The organism is Lacticaseibacillus nasuensis JCM 17158 (assembly GCF_001434705.1).
GTDB classification, from domain to species: Bacteria; Bacillota; Bacilli; order Lactobacillales; family Lactobacillaceae; genus Lacticaseibacillus; species Lacticaseibacillus nasuensis.
This window is the reverse complement of record NZ_AZDJ01000032.1, coordinates 227,240-252,506: the sequence shown is the minus strand read 5'-3', so window position 1 is coordinate 252,506 and position 25,267 is coordinate 227,240. Positions and strand designations below refer to the sequence as shown.

Genomic DNA, 25,267 nt, shown 5'->3' with positions numbered 1-25,267 from the left:
CGGTGCGAGGTAGGCGCCGAAAACTTGAAGGGGATGTGATGGAATGAGGAATTGGGCACAACGTAAATTGGGTGAGATCAAACTTCATTATAAGATGTTCAAGCGGGGCAAGACTTGGGCGTATATGGCAATTGCCGTCGCCGGGTTGGCCTTTGCGGCATTTGGCGCACCGAACACGGCTGTTCAAGCGGCCACGGCAACCGAGCCAAACGCCAGCCAGCAGGTCACGGCAACGGAGACCAGTGCGGAATCTGCGGCCAGCGCGGAATCTGCGGCCACTGTAGAATCAGCGACCACTGCAACACCTGCGGCCTCACAGACTCCGGCCGCACCAGCGACGGCCCAAGCCGGGACCGATGCAGACACCGCATCGACTGCGCCGACCACTGAACCAGCGGCTACGCCGGCCACCAACCCGGCGGCCAGCACCGACTCGGGGCAAACTGGTGATGATGCAACAACAGATGACTCGGACGCGGCGACCACCGATGATGACGACGCGAACGGCGACACCACGACCGCCGATCAAAGCGGCGACGCGACAACGACCGGCGACCAACCGGAGACGAGTACCGGGGACGCCGCGACTGCGACCGCAACGGCCGCCGGCTCGACCGCGCTGACACCGGCAGCTGCGAACCATTTGTACGATTATTTGACCAAGCAGCTCACCTATGCCGGCATCGATCCGACCACGGAGACGCTTGATGCCATCGTGAAGGATTATTACGCGCAACAGGAGAAATACGTCAAGAATGGCGATTTCACCTATGGCGACTTTTCGACCATGGTGGCCAATGACGCCTTTGCGCAATGGCAATCTGATACGGCGATGAGCGCCGCGACCTTGTTCAACAGTAAGTATTTTGATGCCAGCGAACCGCCAGTCGACGCCGACTCGCTGTACGACGGTGGGGCGCTGCAGGCGCTGCAAGCTGGGTATACCGGTGCCGGCACCGTCGTCGCTGTGATTGACGACGGGGTTGAACCGCAAAAGGATCTGCGCCTTTCCGATCCCGACAGCGATTCGGCAAAAGCCAACGCCCAAAAGGCCAAGGACTTCATCGCGAAGAATGGCTACGGCACCTACGTCAACGACAAGATTATTTTTGCCTATAATTACAGCAGCAACTCCGATCAAAACACCTACACCGCCGAAGAGGACCACGGTGAACACGTCGCCGGGATCATCGCGGCCAACGGTGAAAAAACGGGCAACAAGCTGCCAACTGCGACGGATCTGCAAACGTTGCCCGAGGATGATCTGGAAGCAGCCTTGGTGGCCAGCGAAGACGGGCCGGCCCGGTTTACGGTCGGCGTGGCGCCGGAAGCACAACTGCTGGATCTGCGCATCATCGACGACGCAGGCTCCCAGTCTAACGACACCCTGGCGCGCGCGATTTACGATGCCGTCGCCTTAGGGGCCAACGTCATCAACATGTCGATTGGGAACACTTACCTCAACAACGACCCGGACAATCCAACCGTACAGGCGATTAAGTACGCCATGGAACACGGCGTCTTCGTTGTCGTAGCGGCGTCCAACTCCGACAGTCGGGCCAATGTTGGCGCAGCTGGGGGCAAGGATTACACGCCAGAAAACTATTCGACGATTTCTAACCCGGCGACCACAGATGATGCCATGACCGTCGCGGCCGAGGATACCTTCGACTTGATGACCTACCTGACCACGCAAAACCGGGCGATGGCACCGTTTAGCTCCGTTGGTCCGTTGGCTGACTTCACCTTGAAGCCGGACATCACGGCACCAGGGAGTAACATCAAGTCTACGGAATACGAGGACCAGTACCAAATCATGCAAGGGACCTCGATGGCCACGCCGTACATCTCTGGCGCCGCGGCGGTCCTGATGCAATACATGAAGGACGAGCACCCTGAGGTCACGGGCAGCGCGCTGGTACAAACCATCAAGCTGTTGCTGATGAACAGCGCGCAATTGAACTACGAACCAGACGACACGACGATTCCGTTGTCGCCGCGGCAACAAGGCGCCGGTTCCGTGCAGGTCTACCTGGCGGCGGCCCGGTCGGTGACGGCTGAAGGCACCACGGCGGACGGTACACCAACCGGGGTCGGCTCGCAGTCCTTATACACGGTGGCAGATGGCGATCAGTTCACCATTCACCTGAACAACTTTGGCACGGCCGCCGCGACTTACACGATTGATCCGGGCGCCGTTTTGACTAGCGTGTTCGACAAGGGCGCCGATGGTAAACTCACCGGCGCTGGGACCACGCATGAAGAGGCCGTGGCCGGGGCAAAAATTGACGGGCCAACCACGGTAACCGTTGACGCAGGCGGCACGGCAGACGTGACCTTCACCTTGCACTTCGATGCCAGCGTCGCCAAGAATCAGGCGGTGGAAGGGTACCTGACCTTCAGTGTGAATAGCGATGCCAAGCAAACCATTCACGTCCCTTACTTAGGCTTTTATGGCGATTTGACCGAGGAAGACGTGTTCGACAACACCGGGCGGGGCCTGGTCAACTACCTGCAAGACAACAACCAGTTGCCACTGGGCATTGGTAGCAGCAGCGACGCCGTAAAGGCACTGGCCGATAACGGCAACACGACCTTTGCCAACGGCGGGAATGATGCGGCCGCAGTTCAAGGCGCAGTCGCGTTGGCCGATCCAACCAAGGCCGCCATTTCACCGAACGGCGACGGCGAAAACGACACCGTGGCCCCAGTCATTTACACCACCCAGAACCTGAAGACGTTGACGGTGGAAATCGTGGACGCGGATGGGAACGTCATCCGGACGCTGGACCATGAAACTAATCTCGAAGGCGGCGGCACCAGTGCCTACGGGGAAAACAACGATCCCGTCGACATTCGCATGAGTACAAGTGTCAACGGTCACCCGACGGCGCTGAACTGGGACGGCACGGTCTACGATCCGACCACGGGGACTCAGGTGGCGGCTGCAGATGGCCAGTACTACTACAAGGTCATCGGCACGCTGAATTACCCTGGGGCCAAGCAAACCCAGTCGTTTGAGCTGCCAATTACCGTTGATACCAGCGCGCCGACGATCACTGCTGCGGCCTTTGATGCCGCCACGCAAACGATCGGCTTCGACTACAGCGACACCGGAATCGGCTTCACCAAGAATACGCAGGTAACCGTGACGATTGGCGATGCGGATTCGCAGGTGGCCCTGAACGCCAGCGCGGCATCCGGTCACTTCACCGCGACCTTGACGGCGGCTCAAGTGGCGGCCTTGACGGCAAGCGATGGGCAAATCGGGTTGACTCTGCATGACGCCGCCGGCAATGCGGCTGAGGCGACGGTTGACTCAGGCGTTGCGGCGAATGCCACGACCACGACGGCGGCCGACACCGAGACCCCGACGTTCCACTTCTACACCACCGGGACGGATTTGAGCCAAGTGCAAATGATTTCCCTGGACGGCGCCGGGATCACCACCGATGCGTTTGGCGCTGCCATTGCCTGGACGAACGAAACGGGGAAGGCGATTCTCAAGGCCCATGTCTCTGGGCCAGCGGGCACCCAGTACTTCATCCGCGACGTCATCACCGGTGCGGTATACACCGGCACGCCTGATGCGAACGGCGACATTTTGTTCACGGTTGACGATATCAACGACGCCGCAGCGATGAGCTTTAGCTTCGGCGGCGGGCTGTACCTCGGCTACGGCATTGCGCCGACCAGTGAGGCTGGTGTCTATAAGATGTCGACCACCGATGCCTCGTTCGTGGTCGCAGGGGATAACACCGGGACGCTGGTCGATCAAACCAATGCGACGTTGCTCGCCCCATCGACGGATTACGAGAAGTTGCGCGACATGTTAATGGATCCGGCGACGGAAAACCTGTTGCTGTTTTACAACGACGGCGGCTACACCGAGTCGCACAACAAGGCCAACTGGCTCAACCAGTTGAACTACGACATTGAAGAAGACCGCAACGGCCAAGGCCACATCATCGACCTCGCCCACGCGCAAGCGTTCAGCCAAGGCTACACCGGCAGCGAGTTCAGCATGCCGGAGCAGGATGTGCTGACCTTCGATAACGCGCAACTGTCCAACCAAATTAACGCCACCGGGGTGCTGAGCACCGCGCAAGCGGCTGCGGCAGACGCCACGACGGCAACCGTCACTGACACGACCGCCGGCTATGACGCGGCGGCAGGCACCTACACGATCACCGGGCACGTGGCGACTAGCGGCGACTCTGTGGTTTACGGCAAGTACCACAACGCCGGGTTGTACATCCTGGGCAACTCCACTAGCGAGGCCGATCCGGCCAACCGGGTCACCCTGGATGCAGATGGCAACTTCAGCTACACCGTGAAAATCGGCGCCAGCGACAACAAGGCAATCGGATACGCCCTCGTGCTTCAGCAGATCAACGATGATGGTAGCGACGGTGAGGTCCAGATCTACCGGAACGCGTTGGTCTTCACCACTGATACGGTTGCCCCAACGCTTGAGGTGCCGAATATCCAAGCGACTGGGGATGGCGTGACCGTGCTGACCACCAGCGCGGATCACATGGACGTTGATGCCACCGCCAATGACGATAGCGACGACTTCACGCTTACCGTCAACGGTAGCCAACTGCTTCGGCAAAAGTCAGCGGAAACCGACGGCGATACCGGCGTCAACCAGTTCGGCGCCGCCTCGGGCGAAACCAGCGTACCGCTCCAGTATGGCCGCAACATTTTGACCATCGTCGCGACTGATCAGCTGGGTAATACCACTAACAAGACCTACGTGATCGAGCGCGTGGATGCGACGTTCACCACGGCAGACACCCCGAACCTGTCGAGCCAAGCCTCGAAGACGGCCGAAACCAAGGCGAAGCAAGCGGCATATGCCACCGGATTCGCCTTGGGTAAGACCAACTCGCCACTACCTGACCTGAGTGGGCAAACGAGCCAGTGGCTGACCAGTTTTGTGGCGGGATACAACGCCGGCCTGGCCGCAGCCAAGCAAGCTTCAGCCACCCCAGCAGTCACCACGCCTGCGCAACAACCGGCGCAGCCACAACAGTTAGCAACCAAGCCAGCGGCGAAAGGTAGTCTGAAGGTTGTCGCTACGGCGCAACCAGCCCAGCCTGCTGCAGCGGCGTTACCACAAGCCGGCGACAATCCAAGCGGCGCACTAGCACTAGCCGGCGTCATGGTGCTGACCTTCATCGGTAGCGCGGAGCTGAAGCGGCGAGTTGAGAAATAGGTTTAATCCGTTTGTAATTGACACCATATCGGTTGAACGGTAATCGATTCACCAGACTAATAACCGCCTTTACTTTAGCCCAGCGCTGAAGTGAAGGCGGTTTGTTTGTCATCAGAGCAAGAAAGTGCGGAAAATCTCGCAATAATGCAAAGCGGGCCAGACAGCGGCTCGCCTTTTTTGTATACTTAAACTGCGATAAGTAGAATCATATTACAGTGGGATGAAGAAATTGGGGGAGAGATATGCGGCGACAGCGACGACGAAGACAACGCATCATGCTCAGTAGCTTAGTGGTCGTTGTGCTACTGGTGCTTGGCGGGGGGATCTGGGGCGTCCACGCCTGGCAAACCCGGGCGAAGCCGGTCGCGCAGGCTAGCAGCAAGCGCAAGGTGGCGCCAAGCCAGTCCAGTAAAGTGGCCGTGAAAACTAGTTCTAAACGCGTCACCAAGCCGACCCCTCCTCGCTACACCAAGTTTACCCGCCTGACGGGAGCGGAGCACGTCAGCGGCGTCGCCACGCCGCTGGATAAAACGAGCACTGCTGGCTTGGTCACCGTGATTGGGCAGACGATGCGCACCGTGGCCGCAAGCACCCATGGGCCAGCGCGCTGGACCGTGGCCGTGCGGGCATTGAACGGCGGGGCGCACGCCTATGTCGCCGATTGGACCCCAGCCAGCCATCAATTTTCCGCGTCGACGATTAAGCTCTACATTCTAATTCGCTATTATCAATTGCTTCAGGCTAAACAAATTAATCCGTCGACGCAGTACACGTTGCGGCAGCAAGACGTCGTGCAAGGCTCTGGGGTAATGTTGCACGCCAAGCTGGGGACCACCTATACGTTGCAGGAGTTGGTGAACTTGATGATTCGCCAAAGCGATAACATCGCGACCAACGTCATGATGGATGAAGTAGGTGGCTTTGCCGCGGTGAACAAGACGATTGCCCAGGTGGTGGGACCGGATCACGAAACCAGCCTCGAACGCAAGATGATGGATACCAGTCACTTGGAGAACGGCAAGGCCAATCGCATCAATGCCGAAGAGGCGGTCGACACCTTGCTCAAAATGAAGCAGGGGAAAATCGTTAGTCCTGCGGCGGACAAGGCGATGCTGGCGCTCATGCTGCACACGAAGAACCGCACGAAGTTGCCGAGCCAGTTACCGACGGGGGCCGTCGCCTACAACAAATCAGGTGAATCGAACTGGCGTGGGATAGAAAACGACATGGCCATCATCGACTATCGCGGCCAAACTTTCGCGGTATGTGCGTTGATTGAAATGGATGGGGAACACGACGCACCATTGACCGCGAGTCAGGCTCAAACCGACAGCGAAGTGTCCGCGATTGCGACACTGGGGGCCAAGCTCACCACGTGGATCGCGGCCAACTGAACCAACTGGGGATAATTATGGAGGATAATGGGATGACAGAACAACAACCGATTCAGCAGACGCCAGCCGCGCCGGCCAAGGGGAAAAGCACCCGCAAGTGGGTCATCATTGGCATCATTGCGGTGGTCGTGATTGGCGCCGGGGGCTGGCTGGGTTATTCGCATGTGCACGGCAATCAAGTGGTCGCCGCGCAAATCAAGGAAGCCCGCCAGCTCGTGATGTTTAATCCGTTGGCGACGGGCCCGGCCAGCAAGAAGTTGAAGGCCGCCTTGCCCAAGGTTGGCGAAACGACGACCGATCAGATGCTCATTGGCCGCGTGAAGGGCAAACATTTGGACACACTGATTGCGGCGGCCAAGCGCGAGCTAAAAACGACCACGGCGGCACAAATGAGTAAGCAAGGCGATATGTTAGACGCTACTACCAGCAAGCTCACGAAGCTGACCAGTGACAAGAATTTCCCGAAGGACAACCAGGCGAAAATCGATAGCCTCCAAGCTCTAGCCAAGACCTTTAAGGCTAAGGGTGACGCCGTTGGCTATAACGTAGCCGTCGCCGGATTGCAGGATATCGCCGGTGAGACCACGACTTACATCGCGGCCAAGACCAAGGCGCAAAAGGCGCGCGAAGCGGCCAAGGCCGAAGAAGCCAAGCAACTGGCCGAGGCCAAAAAGAAGGGCACTTACCCGTCGCTAGGGATGCTGCGTGGCGACATGGCCAATGGCATCGGCGTGATTCCGATGCAAATCATGCCTGATGGTCCCGCCGACAACGCCGGCTTTAGTACCGATTGGTCTGACAGCAGCGTCATCACCGCCATTGACGGTCAAAAGGTCAGTGCTTCCATTCTCGGGAGCCATAGCATGCAAAGCGTTTTGCAAGGCATCCCGTTAGGCAAAACGGTCACGGTGAAATTCCTTGACGGGTCGTCCACCAAGGTACACCTGAACCTTACGCAAAATGAGGCGGCAAAGGCCGACTACGATGACTTGCCTGACCCAGGCACTGATGACGATACAGACATCAACTTCGGCGTCGATGGCTACAACATCGGCCAGAAGCACAACAACAAGGAAATCGGGCTGGTGATCACCGCAATCGACTCCGACGGCTCCGTCGGCGGCACCGACTTAGCAGAAGGCGACGTCATTTGTCGCATCGACGGTTATTACGTGGGCACCACGGCGGACGTCGACAAAATTTTGTACAACTACTCTGAAGGGGATACCGTGACGGTGGATTACGTCACCGCTGACGGTCATCTGAAGAGCACTGACGTCGATTTGACGGACTAGGAGGGACGAACATGGCAGAACAGACTGTAATTTGTCCCAACTGTGGGACCACGAATCAACTGACGAATAAATTTTGCGCGCACTGTGGCTTCGATTTAACCCAGGCCATCGCCGTGGTAAAGGCCGCAGCCGATCCGCAAAAGGCGTTGTACGTTCAGGCCAAAGAGGCACTGGCCGCTGGTGATTTTGCCAAGGCGATCGACGGATTTAACCGACTCGGCGCCTACACCGATGCGCCGGATCAATTGGCCAAGGCCAAGGCCGGCTTTGCCGAAGCCCAACAGCGACAACGCGAACGGCTATACGGCGAAGGCCTCGATGCCTTCAGCCACGGCGACTTAACCACTGCCGCGGCGCGCTTCCAACAAGTCGCCGGCTTCCAAGATGCCGAAGCCAAGCTCGCCTTGGTGAAAAAGGCGCAAGCAGCTGCGGCGGCGGAAGCGGCAGCGGCGGCCAAGCAGAAGCAGGCCGCAGACTACGATGCCGCCTATCGTCAAGGTTTGGCCGGCGCTCAGGCGGCCACGACGACGAGCGATTTGCAACGCTACTTGACCTATCTGGCGCAATTCACCGGGTATCAAGACGGCGCGGCCCAACTCGCTCAGTTTCAGGCGAAATATACGCGACTGGCTGAGCAGGAAAAAGCCGCGCATGCTGTTGGTGCTCGCCGGCGCAACCGCATCTTGATCGTGGCTGGCGTTGCCGTTGTCATTGTTGGGGGTGGTGCCTTTGCTTGGCATAGCCACCAAGCCGCAGCTGCGGCTCTGGCCGATAAGGTCACCGCGCAGCGCGCGACTAACGCGAAGAGCTACAATGGGTTGCCAAGCGACACGAAAAAGGACGTCAAGACGATGATGGCGACCTATCATGCCAACCCTAAGGATTACATCTATAAGGTCAAGGCCACCGCGGCTGACTACACCGTGGTTGGCTACACCTTCCGCGGTCCCGACACCAGCAAGGACAAGCTACCGAAAAGCGGTACGCGCGTGTATGATGCGACGGCGATTTATCGCCGGTAACGACAGCAAAAACATTTTTTCGTACAGTTTACGGATTTCATCTCTAGAAAAGCCTGCCAGTTTAATGGCAGGCTTTTCTTGTGAACCGGAGCATCTGCTTTGATTAACCGATCGGTTCAAAATTTGCGACAACTCAAATGAGGAATTGCGAAGGACTTGTCGGTTCGTAAACAAAAAAAAAATAAAACAACGTTGTATTTAAAGATACAACGTTGTATAATTCTCACGAGCTCAGATGAAAGCGCTGTTAACAATATAGGAGGAATTATTCATGTCCGATTCAAAGGTGCCAGTCATTATCAGTACAGATCCAGGAATTGATGATGCAGTAGCAATCGCAATTGCATTGTTTAGTCCAAAGTTAGATGTTCAATTGATTGTTCCTGAAGAAGGAAACGTCAGCATTGAGAAGACGATTTTTAACACAAGACGACTGTTGACCTTCTTAAATCGCCCGGTTCGGGTTGTCGCCGGAAGTCGGCGGCCTTTACTGCACGCCGCACAACATGCGGGCAATGTGCACGGCGAAACAGGGATGGACGGTTATCCATTTCCTGAACCCACTGTAGCGGTTGATTCTTCTGTGACCGCTGCTCAAGCGATGCATGAAGTGGTTTCTAGCAGTAATGTTCCCGTGACATTGATTGGAATCGGTCCGCTTACCGATCTGGCGCTTTTCATTCATCAGTATCCGGACGACTTGGCGAATGTTGGCGAAGTCGTACTCATGGGTGGTGCGCTTGGCCGTGGGAACTTAGGCGTCTTGACTGAGTTCAACTTTGGTACAGACCCTGAAGCCGCCAAGATTGTGATTGATAGTGGGCTCAAACTGAGAATTGCGCCAATGGAAGTCGGGCGTGAGGCAAAGCTAATGCCAGAAACTTCGGAGCAGTTAAAGGAAATGGGCAAAGTTGGCGATATGTTTTACGCTTTGTTTTCGAAGTATCGCGGTGGTTCATTCAAGACTGGCCTGCATATGTATGACGCACTGGCGATGGGGTTGATCCTAGACCCTGATATCTTTACGACAGTAGACACATATCTTGCCATTGAGACTTCAGGCACGTTAACTGCTGGAGCGTCACTGTTCGACTTGCGGGGTTATCTACATCAGGACGCAAATGTGACGGTGGCAACAGCAGTCGATACGTATAAATTTAAGCAGTGGTTTGTCGAAGCGATTCGTGCAACAACTGAGGAGGAGCACTCATGAACGCAATACTGATTTCTGTGATTGGGATTATCGCAGTTGCATTCTTGGTATACATGCTGTTAAAGAAAAATGACATCAAGATGACCTTGCTCACGTTGGGGCTTGTGTTGATGTATATCGCATTGCTGTTGGGGAATAAGCTGACCGTATCCGCCACGACAGGTATCAAATGGCTGGATCCCTTTCAAGCTATCGTGGATCAGTTCTCTACGACGTTAGTTGGACCAGGGTTCGTCATTTTAATTCTGGGTGGCTATAGCGCATATATGAGCCATATTGGTGCGAATCAAATGACGGTTCATGCCTTAACGAAGCCAATCGCGAAGGTAAAGTCAGTTTATGTGCTCATCCCGGTTGTTTTCCTTCTCGGCAACTTACTCTCACTTGTTGTGCCAAGCGCATCAAATTTAGCCATTATCTTGTTAGCAACGCTATACCCAGTCCTTCGTACAGCGGGGATGTCACGTCTATCTGCAGCGGCGATTATTGGCACATCTGCAACAATTATTCCAACCCCACTCGGTTCTGATAATGTCGCCGTAGCAGCACAGCTTCACATGTCAGTAACAGATTATGTGTTCCGCTACCACGCGATTATCTCGATTCCAACGTTAATTGCGATTGCTGCAGTGCATTACTTCTGGCAAAAGCATCTGGATAAGCGTGCTGAATCTGACATGAGTTATGCTGAAGAGCTGGATCGATATTCTTCAGGAGATAGTAAGCAGCAGGCCGAGGCACCAGCCTATAAAGGATTTACTGGTGTCCTATACAGCATCCTACCCCTGCTACCAATCATCTTGCTACTGGTCGTATTCTTCGTAAATATCGCGACAGGGAAAACCTATAACATCTCTGTTCAGCTTGTATCGCTAATCAGTTTTGCTGTGGCAGTAATTGTGGAAATGGTGACGAAGCATCAGCTACAAAGCGTGTTGAAGGAAACCAGTGCATTCTTCAAGGGTATGGGCGACGTGATGAGTGTCGTTGCATTACTGGTTTCTGCATCAGTATTTGTCCAGGGCCTGACCAGCATTGGAATCATACAGATGATTCAAACCTCAATGCAGCACGTTGGTGGATCCGGAGTTATTCTGCCACTGATCATGGTTGTCTTCACCGCAATTATTGTGTTACTCAGCGGGAGCGGCACTGCGTTAATCTTCGCGATGATTCCGCTGATTGTTCCGCTCAGTAAGGCGGCCGGAATAGAGCCTCAGGCATTAGCAATCCCAATGCAACTTGCAGGCAACTTACTGCGGGCGGTTTCACCGGTGGCTGCGGTTGTCCTGATTGTTGCCGGAACAACAAAGCTAGAGCCATTACAGATTGTAAAACGTACATCTGTGCCAATGGTATTTGGGACGGTAATGATGCTTGTACTCTCGCTATTGGTATTTTAGGAGGATCTAGTGACTTACGGTAGTTCGACACTACTAACAGCCCGACTGGCGACTTTGGCTGATTTGCCTGCGTTATTGACGTTGCTGTTAGATGCTAAGGCACAGATGCAAAAACAGGGTTTCCAGCAGTGGGATGAGCGGTATCCCAACAGGCAGGTGCTGGTGGCTGATATCAATCAGGCCCGGTTGTGGACGTTAGGGACGACGGTTGATGCAACGATAAGTATTGAATGCGACAAGGATAATTCAACGTGGCACTTGCATCGATTGATGGTTCGTTCAGTTGCCACACATCAAGGCTTAGCAGCTAAGTTACTTGCGATGGCAGAGCAGGCAGCACGGCGAAATGACGTGCGGAGACTGGAGGTCACGACCCATTTGAAAAACTTGCCAATGCGGTATCTTCTCGCTCAGGCGGGTTATACCTGTGGTGATGTATTCCTAATGCCTGGTCGGGAGGCGTTTGGTGGGTTTGTAAGTTATCAATATTTTGTTTGAAGTGAATGGTAAGATAGCACTGATAACAGAATGTGAGGGGCCAACATGCACAAACCAGCCAAGTACGTTCAAATTTACAACCAGATTCTACAGATGATTAAGAACGGCCAGCTTCCTGCTGGGTCCAAGTTACCGTCCGAGGAAATCCTAGGTAATGAATTCGAAGTTAGTCGGGTGACGCTGCGAACGGCGTTATCTTTATTAAAGGAAGATGGCGTCATTAAGAGTGTTCATGGTCAGGGACACTTTGTCTCACCCAGCACAAATACCGATCATACCGGTATCGAGGCACTGCGGATACCAGTGGCAGAAAGCTTAACTGTCCCCATTGATGACCGAGAAGTCTACTATCACGAAGCTATTCCAAGCGCATATACCGACCGCCTATTTCAGATGGAAAACGTGCCATACTACACTTTGAACATTTGGTACCGTCATGAGCAAGTTAATGTGGCTAATGCGTTCGTCATTACGCCCCCAAGCGTTATTGATCGACTGGGGATTAACTTGTCCAGCGAAGCGGAGATTGTGAAGTTCGTTGAACAGAAGTTGTACGCGCATTGTGCAAATTCGGAACTCACCATCACGCAGTCTGACCGTAAGCCAAGTTCGTTCAAACGACAGTGGGGAAGTAAAAGCCCCTTGATGCTGATGACCGAGAACCTTTTTGCGGTTACAGGGGAACTCTTGGCGCAAAGCAAGTTCTACATTCCAAGTGAACTGTTTCGGACCAGTCTCATGCGGTTCCCAACTGCCATGCAGACGAGGGGGCAGTCGTAGCGTCACATATAGAAATTCATTAACTCATTCGTTCCAGTCTTTCGGTGATTGCCGTTAGTCTGGAACGTTTTATTATGCTGGGCACAATAAACGGGGATATGGACGGACCAATTAATAAGGATGAAAGTGTACACACAGGAGAATAATTGCCTATACTAAACAATAGTTCATTAACGTAAGCCCAGTTCGTGGTACTCAAGGTTACGACTGTCAGATTTGATTTGGTAGATGGACTCGCGTTATGGCTTTTTGTCTGAAATGGAGGAGTAAGCATGGACCCAACTGCATTGCCGGTGACAACCGGCTTCAACTTTCGTGAACTCGGGGGCTACGTGACGACGCGAGGCAAGACCATCCGCACGCACCGCCTCTTGCGCACCGGCGCGTGGAACGCCCTGAGTGAAGCGGACCTGGCCTACCTGAAGGCCTATGGAGTGCGCACGGTGGTCGATTTTCGCTCCCTCGACGAGAGTACCCCGCGGCCGGACCGACTACCGGTTGGGGTCCAACGGCTGGCGTTGCCGACCTTCACCACGATGCCCGGTGCGAAAACGACGGGTGCTGCGAACACGGTGAAGGATGCGGCCAACGAACCGGCGGCCCAGGTGATTGAAGCCTTTCGCGATGCGCCGGCGGATTTGGGCCTGCACCGAATGGAAAACGTTTATGAGGGGCTGGCGACCAGCGACTCAGCGGCCAAGGCGTATCGCGAGTTTTTCCAGGCGGTGTTGGTGACCAGTGAGGCTGGGGCTGCGATTGCGTTTCACTGCAGCGCGGGCAAGGACCGTACCGGAGTCGCCGCGTATCTGCTCTTGACGGCGCTTGGCGTCGACCACGACCAGATCCAGCAAGACTATCTGCAAAGCGCGAGCTTCAACCACGCCCATGTTGCGGCGCGGTGGGCGGAGCTCAAGGCAGCCGGCGCGCCGGACAACGTGTTGGCGATTGTTCGCGACCGTATGACGGTGCGCGGCGAATATCTGCTGGCGTATGAGGCGGCATTGGCCAACCGCTGGGGTGGGGTCCACGCGTATTTACACGACGAGCTCGGTGTCACCACCGCCATGTGTGTGCGCCTGCAAGCGGCGCTTTTGCAGTAGTCATCGTTTTTCTTGCCAAGTCAACCGTCACCTTTGTATCGTGAAGATAGGCAGTCACGCGATTGCGAAAGGGGTTAGGACAATGAGCAAGAAAACGATCATGTTAGTGTGTTCGGCGGGGATGTCCACCAGCATGCTGGTGGCGCGCATGGACAAGGCGGCTGAGGCGGATGGCCTAGATGTCGACATCTTCGCCACCGGTTCGGCGGGGATTGCTGCGGACGTGGCCGAGCACCACCCGGATGTGATGATGCTTGGGCCGCAGGTGCGCTTCATGGCCGACCAGCTGGCCAAGCAGTACCCGATGCCGGTGAAGGTCATCAACATGCAGGATTACGGCCAGATGAAGGGCGAAAACGTCTTGCGCGACGCTTTGGCCACCATCGAAGCGGCGGAATCATAAGTAAAGGCGGCTTACTGCGATGGCGGTGAGCCGCTTTTTGGTGTGCAGAGTTGTGTTGTTTCTCCCTGCCGGCAGTGCCATACTACATACAATTAGTAATTGATGATGATATTGTAGGAGGGAAATACGCGCATATGACAACATTTGATCAACCATTGACGTTCAAATCAGGGGTGACGCTGGCCAATCGCCTCATGATGTCACCGATGACGACGCAACAAAGTTTTTATAATGGCACGGTGACGCAAGAGGAGATTCACTACTACGCCGAACGGGCCAAGGGCTTAGGCGCGGTGATCACCGGTGCGGCCAATGTCCAGGCAACGGGTAAGGGGTGGCCCGGCGAGTTAAGCATCGAAGCGGACACGTTTCTGCCGGAGCTCGGCCAGCTCGCCCGGGCGATTCAAGCGCAAGGGGCCAAGGCCATCGTGCAGATTTTTCACGCTGGGCGGATGACGCATGCCGCGACGTTAGGCGGTACCCAGCCGGTATCGGCAAGTGCGGTGCCGGCGCAGCGGCCGGACGCGGAGGTGCCACGTGAGTTGACGGTGCCCGAGATTCAGGCCATCGTCACCGCGTTTGGGGAAGCGACGCGGCGAGCGATTCAAGCCGGGTTTGATGGCGTTGAGCTCCATGGCGCCAACACCTACTTGTTGCAGCAATTCTTCTCCCCGCATTCCAACCGCCGCACAGACGACTATGGCGGCGACCGCACGCGCCGCTACCGTTTCATTCACGAGGTGATTGACGCGGTGTTTGCCGCCGTTGATCGGTACGCCACGCGGCCGTTTTTGGTTGGCTACCGCGTGTCGCCGGAGGAATACGAGACGCCGGGCATTCGCGTGGCGGACACGTTGTGGTTGCTCAAGCAGCTCGGTGACACTCGGTTGGATTACGTACACCTGTCGCTCAACGACTACACCCGCGTCGCCAAGGAAGGCCGAGTATCAGGACCAGTCGTTGCTGGCTTACGCGCGGGCGGCTTTGCCAGCGACCCCACTGGTGGGCGTCGGCGGCGTCCGCACGCGCCAAGACGTGGCCAACGTGTTGGACACGGCCGACCTCGTAGCGGTGGGCCAACAACTCCTGTACGACCCGACTTGGGCGGTCAAACTGGCCAACGGTGCCGACGACGCCATGCTTACCGCACCGTTTAGTGAGGCGGTCGACTTTGTGCCGCTGACGACGCCGTTGCACCACTTTGCCTCGGGCTTCTTCCGCAAGTAATCCCCTTAATCGTTAAGCCCATTTACAAATTTTACTCAGCCCGGTATACTCTTGGAAAACGACTAGGAGATTACGATGACTGAGAAAATTGCGTTAATTGTCGATTCGGGGGCTGATGTGCCGCCGGCAGTGCTGGCCGCTCACCCCAACATTGCGGTGGTGCCGCTAACGGTGCGCTTGAATGGTCAGGAATACCGCGACAACGTGGACCTGACGCCCGATGAGTTCTACGCGGCGCTGAGTGCGCAACGCCTGCCGCAAACGGCCAGCCCGGCTCCGGCAACCGTGACCGGTACGCTGGAAGTCTTGTTTGCCGCCGGCTACACCCGGGTGCTGGGCATTACCATTGCCTCGGCGCTATCGGCGACTTACCAGACGTTTCGCCTGGCCAGTAGCGAGTTTGCCGAGGGCCAGGTGATGGTGCTCGACAGCAAAAGCGCCGGCATCGGCACCGGGTTGGTCGTCGCGCAGGCGGCGGCCTTGATTGCGGCGGGGCTGGATTTTCCCGCGGTGATAGCGGGCACTCAAGCCGCCATTGCGCACAGCCACGTGTACCTGTACCTGCCGACGTTGACGTATTTACAAGCGGGTGGCCGCATCGGGCGCGTCGCCGGCACTCTGGGCACGGCATTGAACATCAAGCCGCTGCTGACGGTGAACGAACAAGGCGAGATCACGCCGATTGCCAAGGTGCGCTCGGAGAAAAAAGCCGTCGCTAAGCTCATCGATGTGGCGTTAGCGGCAGCGCGGCCTGACGCGGTGATTGCCGTGGCGCATGGCGCAAATCCGGCACTGCTTCACAGCGTCAGCCAACAAATTCAAGCGGCAGGGCGGCCGGTGACCTACATCGGTTCGGTGTCGCCGGCCATCGGCGCCCATACCGGCCCTGGTTTGATTGGCGTGGCGGTGGGCCAAAGCAAGTCCAACTAGGCGTGAGCCGAATTGAAGCCTACAATAAACACAAACCAAAGGAGGGATTCGATGACACAGATTCAAATTGGTACCAGCGATGTGTACACGACGCGGCTGGGCTTAGGCACCAACAAGGTGGGGGGCACTAGCCGCGCCGGCGTCGACCAGGAACAAAGTGGCCGCGAAGTGGTGCGCACTGCCTTAGATAGCGGCATTCAATTGCTGGATACGGCCTACATGTATGGCCAAGGCCGCTCGGAAGCCGTGATTGGTGAGGTGCTGAAAGACTATGATCGCAGCAAGGTCGTGATTGCCACCAAGGCCGCGCATGACCCCAAGCATGACATGCAGCCCAACAACGATCCGGCCTTCTTGACGCAAAGCGTCGATGACGCCTTGACCCGGCTGCAAACCGACTACATCGATATCTTTTATATTCATTTTCCAGACGCCACCACGCCGAAAGCCGAGGCGGTCGGGGCCCTGGCCAAGTTGAAGCAGGCGGGCAAGATTCGCGCCATCGGGGTGTCGAATTTCTCGCTGGCCCAGATCAAGGAAGCCAACGTCGACGGCGATATCGACGTGGTTGAAGACCACTACAGCCTGATTCACCGGGCACCAGAAGGGGAGGAAATGGCCTACCTCAAGGCGCATCACATCAGCTTCGTGCCGTACTTCCCGCTGGCTTCGGGCCTGTTGACCGGTAAGTATGGGGCGGCGGATCGCGCGCGGTTTGCCCGCTTCGTTGAAGGGGCGCAATTCGACGCGGCCTTGCAAGGTGTGGCGGTGTTGCGCGACGTCGCGGCTGCGCATGGCGCATCGGTGACGCAAACGGCCTTGGCTTGGTATCTGGCCGCGCCTGGGGTCGACGTGATGATTCCTGGTGCGCGCAATGCCGAGCAGGTGCGCGGCATCGTGGGAACTTTGGACGTGCAGCTGACCGCTGCCGAGTTCCAGGCCATCGACCAGGCGTTCAAACAATTTTAGGCAAAAATTTGCAAATTCTTTGACCCCCAAGCGAATGACGTGGTAAGATTCAGGCGTTCTTATCATATTATTATCTCTTAGGGGGAGATTATCATGAAGTCGAAATCTTTATGTTTAGCCGATGGGGTGTATGGGTTAGTGGCAGGCATTATTTTACTCATTGGCCCACTAATCATCACCACCTCTGCGGTGAGTGATGTGGCGAATGAAACCACCAGTGGCACGGCTGGGGCCAGCGGTTTTCTGACCTTACTGAAGATTGTCGCCATTGCGCTGGGCATCTTGTCGTTGGTGTTCTACAAGGGTACGACCTTGATGAAGCCCGCCGCTTCCGTGCTGCTGATTGTCGGCGGCGCGGTCGCGTTGATTCCATTTCTCGGCTGGGCCGGGGGCATTGTCGTCATCGTTGGCGGCGGCGTCGCCTTGGCCAACTTGAAGAACTTCACTCCGAAACAACCATTGCAATAACTTGAAGACCCCCGCCAAGCGCGGGCGTTTTTTTTACGGTTAAATTCAGATTAGATATTGATTAAACTTGAGACTTCGATACACTAAAAAGTAACGTGTTTGTGGAGGTGATGAGCATGGATGACGCTTTAGACTTCAAGGCCGGCCTGCGCGATGTGTTGCCGACGGTGTTCGGCTACATCGGCGTGGGCTTGGCATTCGGCGTGGTGGCGCACACCAGCCACATCCCGACGTTGATGGTCGGGTTGATGTCGTTGATCGTCTACGGGGGCTCCAGTCAATTCATCATCGCTAGCATGTTTCTCGCCGGCGCCCCGGTCAGCGCCATCGTTGCCTCTGCGGTGCTGGTCAATGCGCGCATGGCGCTGATGAGTATGACCGTGGCGCCGTACTTGAAGCAGGAATCCTTGGCGCAAAACATCGGCATCGGGTCGCTGTTGACCGACGAGACCTTCGCCTTATCGATGAACAAGCTGAACCTGACCGGCCACCGCCTGAAGCCGGCGTGGTTTCACGCCGCCAACATCACCGCCTACCTCGTCTGGGCGCTGGCCACGGTGGTGGGGGCATTGTTAGGCGGCATGATTCCCGATGCCAAAACCTTCGGCCTCGACTTTGCGGTGGTGGGCATGTTTATCGGGTTGTTGTACCTGCAAATGATTAGCGACCGCTCCCGGCCGTTGCTCCGGCACCTGTTGATCGCCGGGTTCGTGGCAGTGGAAATGGTGGTGCTCGAGCGCTTCATGCCGGGCAACACGGCAATCTTGTTGGCGACGGTGGTTGGGTGCGTCTTTGGAATGGTGGTGGAACGCGATGCCAAGTAAAATCATGCTGACCATTCTCGGCGCCGGGATCGGCACCTGGCTGATTCGCGTGGTGCCATTCCTCTTGGTTAAGGCCGCTCGCCTGCCGAAGTGGGTATTGCAGTTTCTCAGCTTCGTGCCGGTGGCGATTCTCACGGCGATTTTCGTCGAAGGCATGCTGGTGTATCGGCCCGGACAGTGGCCGACTGTCAACCCGCAAAACCTGATTGCCGCCGTGCCGACTGTGGTGGCGGCCATCATCAGCAAGTCCCTGTTGGTCACGGTGGTGGTCAGCGTCGTCAGCATGGCGGCGGTGCGCGCGCTTGGCTGGGGATAATGTGAAAACAGACCCGGTCACGCAACGCGTGGTCGGGTCTGTTTGGTTACTGCGTTTGTTCAATCGTCACCAGTACGTCATCGGCGGCCAGCGCCAGGTCCGCGGGAGCGGGGATGTAGGTGCGGCGCTGGCGAATCAAGGCAATCACCTCGAGGTTCGCCGTGGCGCGAATGTTGGCTTCGGCCAAGGTTTGACCGACCCACTCCGGATCGGGCCGGCGTTCAGTGAGACTGATGCCGTTGGTTTGGTCGATGACGTCGAGAATATTGGGATTGACCAGACTGCGCGCCAGCTTTGCCCCCATTTCCACCTCGGGCAAGACGACTTGATCGGCGCCGACTCGTCGGAGAATCTGGGCTTGGCGTTCATTCAACGCCTTGACCACGACGCGCTTGGCGCCGCGCTCCTTGGCGATCATCGTGGCCATCACGCTGCTTTCGAAGGCTTCCCCCATGGCAAAAACGACGACATCGTAATGCTCGACCCCGATGCGGGCGAGCAGCTCCTCGGCGTCGGCCGAACCGGTGACGGCTTGGTCGACGAACTCGGCGATGGCGTTGACCCGGTCGTGGTCGCGATCGACGGCGAGTAGCTCGACGTCGTGGGCTGCCAGGTGAGTGACGATACTCGTGCCGAAGCGGCCGAGGCCGAAAACGGCGAAGCTGTGTTGCTCAGACATAAGGGCTCCTTTCACGTTAGCCGGAGATGATGGTTTCGTCGGGATAGGCCAGCAGGTCGGGGTTGGCCGCCATGCGGCCGGTGAGCGCCACGGCAAGCGTCAGCGGCGACAGCCGGCCAATAAACATGCACAAGGTGATGACGAGCTTGCCGGCGGCGGATAGACTCGGCGTCAAGCCGGTGGTCAGGCCCACGGTACCCGTGGCGCTCGTGGCTTCAAACAAGAGGTCTAACGCCGAGCTACCGGGTTCGGTGAAGTGCAGAATCAACACCGCCACCGCGATCAAGCCGGCTAGGGTGCCGGTGATGGCCAACGCCTTTTGGAGCGCGGCCAGGGGCAGCTGACGGCGGAAAACAGTGAGACGATTCGACCCGCGAATGGCGGCGAGCACGGCCACGGCCATCACCGCCAGGCTAACGGTTTTGATCCCACCGGCGGTACTGGCCGGGGAGCCCCCGATGAACATCAAGGCGCTGGCGGCGAGCTTGCTGATGTCGCTGAGGCCACCCTGGTCGATGGAGAAGAAGCCGGCGGTGCGCAACGTGACGCTTTCAAACGCGCTGGCCCACCACTTGTGCCCGGCGCTGGCTGCTCCCAGCGTGGCGGGATTGTGCCACTCCAGCAAGGCGAACAGTAGCGTGCCACCCACCAGCAAGCCGGCGGTCGTGACTAAGACGAGCTTGGTGTGCAAGGAGAGGTGGCGCAGTCGCTTGTCCCAGCGCCGCGGGTTGGGCCGCACCAGGTTGCGCAGTTCGGTTAGCACCGTGAAGCCCAACCCACCCAGCACGATGAGCAGCATGATGATGCCGGTTACCAACGGGTCGTCGCGATACGGCGCCAGTGAGTTGGCCCCGAGCACGTCGAACCCGGCGTTACAAAACGCGGAAATCGCGTGGAAGACGCCGTACCACGCGGCACGGCCGAGCGGGTAGTCGCGCCAAAACGCTAGTGTCAACCCCACGGCGCCGACGCCTTCGATGAGGAGCGTGTAGCGCAACACCCGGCCAACCAGCTTTACCATGCCGCCGATGTTGGCTTGGTTGAAGCTGGTTTGGATGGTGAGGCGTTGCCGCAGGCTGATGCGCCGGCGTAAGACGATCAAGCCGCCGGTGACCACGGTAATGAAGCCAATGCCGCCAAGCTGAATCAAGGCGAGAATCACCAGCTGGCCGAATCGGGTCCAGTGGCTGGCTGTAGTGACCACCACCAGGCCGGTGACGCAATTGGCGCTGGTGGCGGTGAACAGCGCATCGAGCCAGCCGACGCTGACACCACTGCGCGAGGCCATCGGCAGGGCCAACAACGCGGTGCCAACGGTGATCATCGCGGCGAAGCTCAATAAGATGGCTTGGGCGGCGGACAGGTGAACGTGAGCGCGCATCGCAGGCTCCTTTCGGTAAGGGTTACCTCTAGTTTATCGAACTGCGGGCCGCGACGCGAACATTTCCCAGGCAATATTGCGGGGTTGCTTGATTCTAGCCCGCGGCTCCTCTAAAATAATGTCAAAACGATGGCAACATTTGTTGTCAAATTTCGTTAAAAAAGGATGATGGTATATGGACGATCCCGCTGAGCAGCGAAGGATGACCCATTTAACAGTTGAGCAAGCGCAAGGACAGGTCGGCACGCCCGACTTGGAGGCTGGGTTAACCAGCGCGGAAGCCGCCAGACGACTGGTGGCAAACGGCCCGAACGCCTTAGAGTCACACTCAACGCCTAAATGGGTCATGTTCTTGAGGCAGTTTAATAATTTGATCATTTACATCTTGATTGGAGCGGCGGTGATGACCAGCTTAATGCGGCTCACCACCGACACAATCATCATTGCCTTGGTCATCATTATTAACGCGGTGATTGGCTATTACCAAGAAGCCAATGCAAGTAACGCATTGGAGAAGATCAAAAAGATGCTGGCGGCCGAAGCCACGGTTTATCGTGACGGCGACCGCATTGACGTGCCGACTGCCGACTTGGTGGTCGGGGATGTCGTCTTTTTGGAGGCCGGCGATAACGTGCCGGCCGACTTGCGCCTCATCGAAGAAGATAACTTAACGATTCAAGAAGCCGCCTTGACCGGTGAATCTAACTCGGTAGAGAAACAAACTGAGGCCTTAACCGGTAACGTTCCGCTGGCCGAACAAAGCAACATGGCCTTTGCCTCCACGGCGGTTGCCACCGGGAGCGGGATTGGGTTAGTGGTGGCCACCGGCGCCGACACCGAGCTGGGGAAGATTTCCCAGTCGGTGGCCGATGTGCGCAAGGGCCAAACCCCACTGATGAAGCAGCTCGATGGCGTCGGCTCCGGGATTTCCAAGGGGATTCTGGTGGCGGCGGTAGGCTTCTTTATCTTGGGCTTAATTGGCGGCCACTATACGCTCGGCACCTTGGCGTTGGCCATCGTCACGATGATCGTCGGCTCGCTGCCTGAAGGCCTCCCGGCGACCACCAGCGTCGTCTTGGCAATGGGCGTGTCCCGCATGGCCAAGCACGAGCACACGATTGTGAAGACCCTGCCAAGCGCCGAGACGCTGGGGAGTGTTGACGTCATCGCCACCGATAAAACCGGGACGCTGACGAAAAACGAAATGACCATCACCACCATCGTTACGCCGAGTGCCACCTTCGACGTGAGTGGCACGGGGTACACCCCGACTGGCGAGTTCAGCCAGGCGGGCCAAGTGGTGGACCCGACCAGCACCGACGGCTTGCCGGCGCTGTTGATTGCCGGCTTTGAGGCCAACGACACGACTCTGGCGGAAATCGATGGTCAATATGAAATCAATGGTGAACCGACGGATGGGGCGTTTTTAACTGCCTATCACAAGGCTTATGGTGAGCAGGAGCCGGCAGGCGAAGAGCTCGACTTGCTGCCGTTTGATTCCGACTACCGCTACATGGCCAAGCTGCTGGCGTTGCCGGATGGCACCCACAAGTTGTACATCAAGGGCTCACCAGATAAGCTGTTGCCGATGGCGCAGGCCGGCGACCCCGCGTTTGATGCCGAACATTACCTGCAGCTGACCAGCCAATTTAGCCAGCAAGGTCAGCGGGTCATCGCCGTGGGAGAGAAGGATTGCCCGACCGACATGACGGAGATTACGCCCGATTGTCTCGACTCTGGCATTACCTTCCTCGGCTTGGCCGCCATTATCGACCCGCCGCGGGAGGACGTCATCGCTTCGATTCGCTCGATGCGCCATGCCGGGGTGAAGGTCAAGATGATTACCGGGGACCATCCGGAAACTGCGGCCGCGATTGCCGGCAAGCTCGGCTTAGCCGACTCACCGCGAGTCGTCACGGGCACCGAACTGGATGAAATGGATGACGACGCCCGGGCCAAGGCGATGGTGCAAGCCGATGTCTTCGCGCGGACCACGCCGAAGAACAAGCTGGAAATCGTCACCGCCTTGCAAAAGGCCGGGAACATCACGGCCATGGTCGGCGATGGGGTGAACGATGCCCCGGCGCTGAAGAAGGCCGACATCGGCGTGGCGATGGGGATGGCCGGCACCGACGTCGCCAAAGACGCCGCCGACATGATTCTCACCGACGACAAGTTCACCACCATGGAGCGCGCCATCGCTCAGGGCCGCCGCATCTATGACAACATCAAAAAGAGTATCTTGTTCCTGTTGCCAACGAGTTTTGCCGAAGGGCTGGTCATTGCCTTTACCATTTTGACGATGGACGACATGCCGTTGAACGCGCCTCAAATGCTCTGGATCAACATGGTGTCGGCGATTACGATTCAGTTCGCGTTCATCTTCGAACCGGCGGAAGGCGGCATCATGGATCGTCCGCCGCGGCCGAATAACGCGCCGATGATGAACAAGCATGACGTCTTCCAGCTGATCTATGTGGCCATCATGATTTCCGGGATTGGCCTGCTGGCGCATGACTATCTGTTAAGCCGCGGCTTGGTGGATACCGCCACGGCCAGCACGATGATGGTCAACATCATCATCATTGGCAAGGTGTTCTACCTGTTCAACATCCGCACCAAGGCCTTGGCGTTTTCCAAGCAGTTCTTCTCCAACCCGATGGCCTTCGTGATCATCGGCATCATGATTGTGCTACAGCTGATTTTGACCTACGTGCCGTTCATGCACCACGTGATGGGCACCGCCAACATGTCGTGGCGCGAATGGGGCATCTCCATCGCCGCCGGCTTCATCGTGTTGGTGGTTACGGAAATCGACAAGCTGATCCGCATGAGCCTGCGCCACCGCGCCGGGCGCGATAAAATGAGTACCAGTAAAGCCAAAGCCTAAGCGCTAACTGCCGCCTGTCTGAAATGGACAGGCGGTTTTTGCTTGCGCGCGAGACGGAAAACGGTACACTTATGGGAGAGTCTAGATCGTGGTTGGGGGCGCAACTTAATCGTGCTCGCAAGCCCAAGGGACTGCACACAAGTCCACCTGGCACTCGAAAGGCAAAGCCCGCCTTTCAAGCACCAGGCGGCGCTTGTGCTCCGTCCCTTAACCGGGCTTGCTCGCAACTTAATCGTGCTCGCACCGGCAGCGGCCTGCACGTAGGACCACCCGGCACTCGAAAGGCAAAAGGCGCCTTTCAAGCACCAGGCGGCGCCTACGCTTCGGCCCTTAACCGGGCTTGCTCGCAACTTAATCGTGCTCGCGGGGGCATGAGACTGCACAGATGACCACCCGGTCGCCGAGTCGCAAAAAGCGCGACTCACCGCCCAGGCGGCGCATCTGCTCCGTCTCATAACCGCCCCCGCTCGCAACTTAATCGTGCTCGCACCGGCAGCGGCCTGCACGTAGGACCACCCGGCACTCGAAAGGCAAAAGGCGCCTTTCAAGCACCAGGCGGCGCCTACGCTTCGGCCCTTAACCGGGCTTGCTCGCAACTTAATCGTGCTCGCGGGGGCATGAGACTGCACAGATGACCACCCGGTCGCCGAGTCGCAAAAAGCGCGACTCACCGCCCAGGCGGCGCATCTGCTCCGTCTCATAACCGTCCCCGCTCGCAACTTGTTCAATGGGAGGTTTTATCATGTTATCTGGTGCACAGCGGCAGTCTCGGATTAAGGCGGCTTTGGGGGATACGCCGGAGCCGATTACGGCGACGGAATTTGCCAAGCAATTTAACGTGAGTCGGCAAACGGTAGTGGGGGATGTCGCCCTGCTCCGTGCGCTTGGCGAGGATATTATTGCCACGCCACGAGGGTATGAATACCGCCAGGCGGTGCGGCACCAGGCGGTGATTGTTTGCCGCCACACGCCAGAGGAAACCGAAGACGAGTTGCTGCGAATCGTCGGCGCCGGGGGTACGGTGTTGGATGTGTTGATCGACCATCCGCTTTACGGCCAGCTGCGCGGCGAGCTACAGATTCGGACGGCAGTCGACGTGCATCTTTTCGTCAGCAAGTGGCGCGGTCATGCCGGCCACTTATTGTCGGAGTTGACCAACGGCGTGCACCTGCACACGGTTGCCTATGACGAGCCCGAACAGTTGGCGGCGATTAAGGCCACGCTGCGCGATGCCGGCTACCTTTACGAATAAGT

The 25,267-nt window shown here is 57.2% G+C and carries 19 protein-coding genes and 1 pseudogene; 18 read left to right on the top strand and 2 right to left on the bottom strand.

The window, feature by feature from the left end; genetic code table 11:
• Positions 1–43 precede the first annotated feature (43 nt).
• The 16 genes and pseudogenes from FD02_RS10490 to FD02_RS10415 all read left to right on the top strand — a co-directional run bounded on the left by FD02_RS10490 (position 44) and on the right by FD02_RS10415 (position 19,063).
• Entirely contained in the window at positions 44–5,221 is a 5,178-nt protein-coding gene (locus FD02_RS10490; RefSeq protein WP_082603397.1) for a S8 family serine peptidase, read from the top strand.
• Between the two features lie 275 nt (positions 5,222–5,496).
• Positions 5,497–6,615: a serine hydrolase gene (locus FD02_RS10485; protein ID WP_054722267.1), complete on the top strand. Its 1,119-nt coding sequence runs from the start codon at positions 5,497–5,499 to the stop codon at positions 6,613–6,615.
• A gap of 32 nt (positions 6,616–6,647) precedes the next feature.
• Entirely contained in the window at positions 6,648–7,910 is a 1,263-nt protein-coding gene (locus FD02_RS10480) for a PDZ domain-containing protein (protein ID WP_056952187.1), read from the top strand.
• Positions 7,911–7,921: 11 nt separating this feature from the next.
• Positions 7,922–8,932 carry a zinc ribbon domain-containing protein gene (locus tag FD02_RS10475; RefSeq protein WP_056952184.1) on the top strand — a complete coding sequence of 337 codons (1,011 nt, stop codon included), beginning with the start codon at positions 7,922–7,924 and terminating at the stop codon, positions 8,930–8,932.
• Positions 8,933–9,203: 271 nt separating this feature from the next.
• Positions 9,204–10,145 (top strand): nucleoside hydrolase, encoded by a 942-nt coding sequence (locus tag FD02_RS10470; protein ID WP_054722277.1) that lies wholly within the window; start codon positions 9,204–9,206, stop codon positions 10,143–10,145.
• Entirely contained in the window at positions 10,142–11,548 is a 1,407-nt protein-coding gene (gene dcuC, locus FD02_RS10465; RefSeq protein ID WP_056952181.1) for a C4-dicarboxylate transporter DcuC, read from the top strand. Before FD02_RS10470 ends, dcuC begins: the two co-directional genes overlap by 4 nt.
• Before the next feature lie 9 nt (positions 11,549–11,557).
• Positions 11,558–12,046, top strand: a complete 489-nt coding sequence (locus FD02_RS10460; RefSeq protein ID WP_054722279.1) for a GNAT family N-acetyltransferase — start codon at positions 11,558–11,560, stop codon at positions 12,044–12,046.
• Positions 12,047–12,091: 45 nt separating this feature from the next.
• A complete protein-coding gene (locus FD02_RS10455; protein WP_054722281.1) occupies positions 12,092–12,826 on the top strand; it encodes a GntR family transcriptional regulator in 735 nt (244 codons plus the stop codon).
• 272 nt (positions 12,827–13,098) lie between these two features.
• Complete coding sequence (locus FD02_RS10450; protein WP_056952179.1) at positions 13,099–13,926, top strand: tyrosine-protein phosphatase; 828 nt, start codon at positions 13,099–13,101, stop codon at positions 13,924–13,926.
• Positions 13,927–14,008: 82 nt separating this feature from the next.
• Positions 14,009–14,329: a PTS sugar transporter subunit IIB gene (locus FD02_RS10445; RefSeq protein WP_054722285.1), complete on the top strand. Its 321-nt coding sequence runs from the start codon at positions 14,009–14,011 to the stop codon at positions 14,327–14,329.
• 134 nt (positions 14,330–14,463) lie between these two features.
• A pseudogene (locus tag FD02_RS10440) lies at positions 14,464–15,556 on the top strand (NADH-dependent flavin oxidoreductase).
• A 75-nt stretch (positions 15,557–15,631) separates the two neighbouring features.
• Positions 15,632–16,486, top strand: a complete 855-nt coding sequence (locus FD02_RS10435; RefSeq protein WP_056952176.1) for a DegV family protein — start codon at positions 15,632–15,634, stop codon at positions 16,484–16,486.
• A gap of 51 nt (positions 16,487–16,537) precedes the next feature.
• Positions 16,538–17,455: an aldo/keto reductase gene (locus FD02_RS10430; RefSeq protein WP_054722287.1), complete on the top strand. Its 918-nt coding sequence runs from the start codon at positions 16,538–16,540 to the stop codon at positions 17,453–17,455.
• A gap of 93 nt (positions 17,456–17,548) precedes the next feature.
• Positions 17,549–17,923, top strand: coding sequence for a hypothetical protein (locus tag FD02_RS10425; protein WP_054722289.1), 375 nt, complete (start codon positions 17,549–17,551; stop codon positions 17,921–17,923).
• A 116-nt stretch (positions 17,924–18,039) separates the two neighbouring features.
• Positions 18,040–18,747, top strand: a complete 708-nt coding sequence (locus tag FD02_RS10420; protein ID WP_056952173.1) for an AzlC family ABC transporter permease — start codon at positions 18,040–18,042, stop codon at positions 18,745–18,747.
• On the top strand, positions 18,737–19,063 hold the full coding sequence (locus FD02_RS10415; RefSeq protein ID WP_054722291.1) for an AzlD domain-containing protein: 327 nt from the start codon (positions 18,737–18,739) through the stop codon (positions 19,061–19,063). Before FD02_RS10420 ends, FD02_RS10415 begins: the two co-directional genes overlap by 11 nt.
• A 46-nt stretch (positions 19,064–19,109) precedes the next feature.
• Here the strand turns inward: FD02_RS10415 and FD02_RS10410 are convergent, their stop codons facing one another.
• Both FD02_RS10410 and FD02_RS10405 read right to left on the bottom strand, forming a co-directional pair.
• Positions 19,110–19,742 (bottom strand): potassium channel family protein, encoded by a 633-nt coding sequence (locus tag FD02_RS10410; RefSeq protein WP_054722293.1) that lies wholly within the window; start codon positions 19,740–19,742, stop codon positions 19,110–19,112.
• Positions 19,743–19,758: 16 nt separating this feature from the next.
• Positions 19,759–21,123 (bottom strand): TrkH family potassium uptake protein, encoded by a 1,365-nt coding sequence (locus tag FD02_RS10405; RefSeq protein WP_056952170.1) that lies wholly within the window; start codon positions 21,121–21,123, stop codon positions 19,759–19,761.
• 175 nt (positions 21,124–21,298) lie between these two features.
• Between FD02_RS10405 and FD02_RS10400 the strand changes: the two genes are divergently transcribed.
• A complete protein-coding gene (locus FD02_RS10400; RefSeq protein ID WP_056952167.1) occupies positions 21,299–24,013 on the top strand; it encodes an HAD-IC family P-type ATPase in 2,715 nt (904 codons plus the stop codon).
• A 742-nt stretch (positions 24,014–24,755) separates the two neighbouring features.
• Entirely contained in the window at positions 24,756–25,265 is a 510-nt protein-coding gene (locus FD02_RS10395) for a transcription repressor NadR (RefSeq protein ID WP_054722042.1), read from the top strand.
• Positions 25,266–25,267 lie beyond the last annotated feature (2 nt).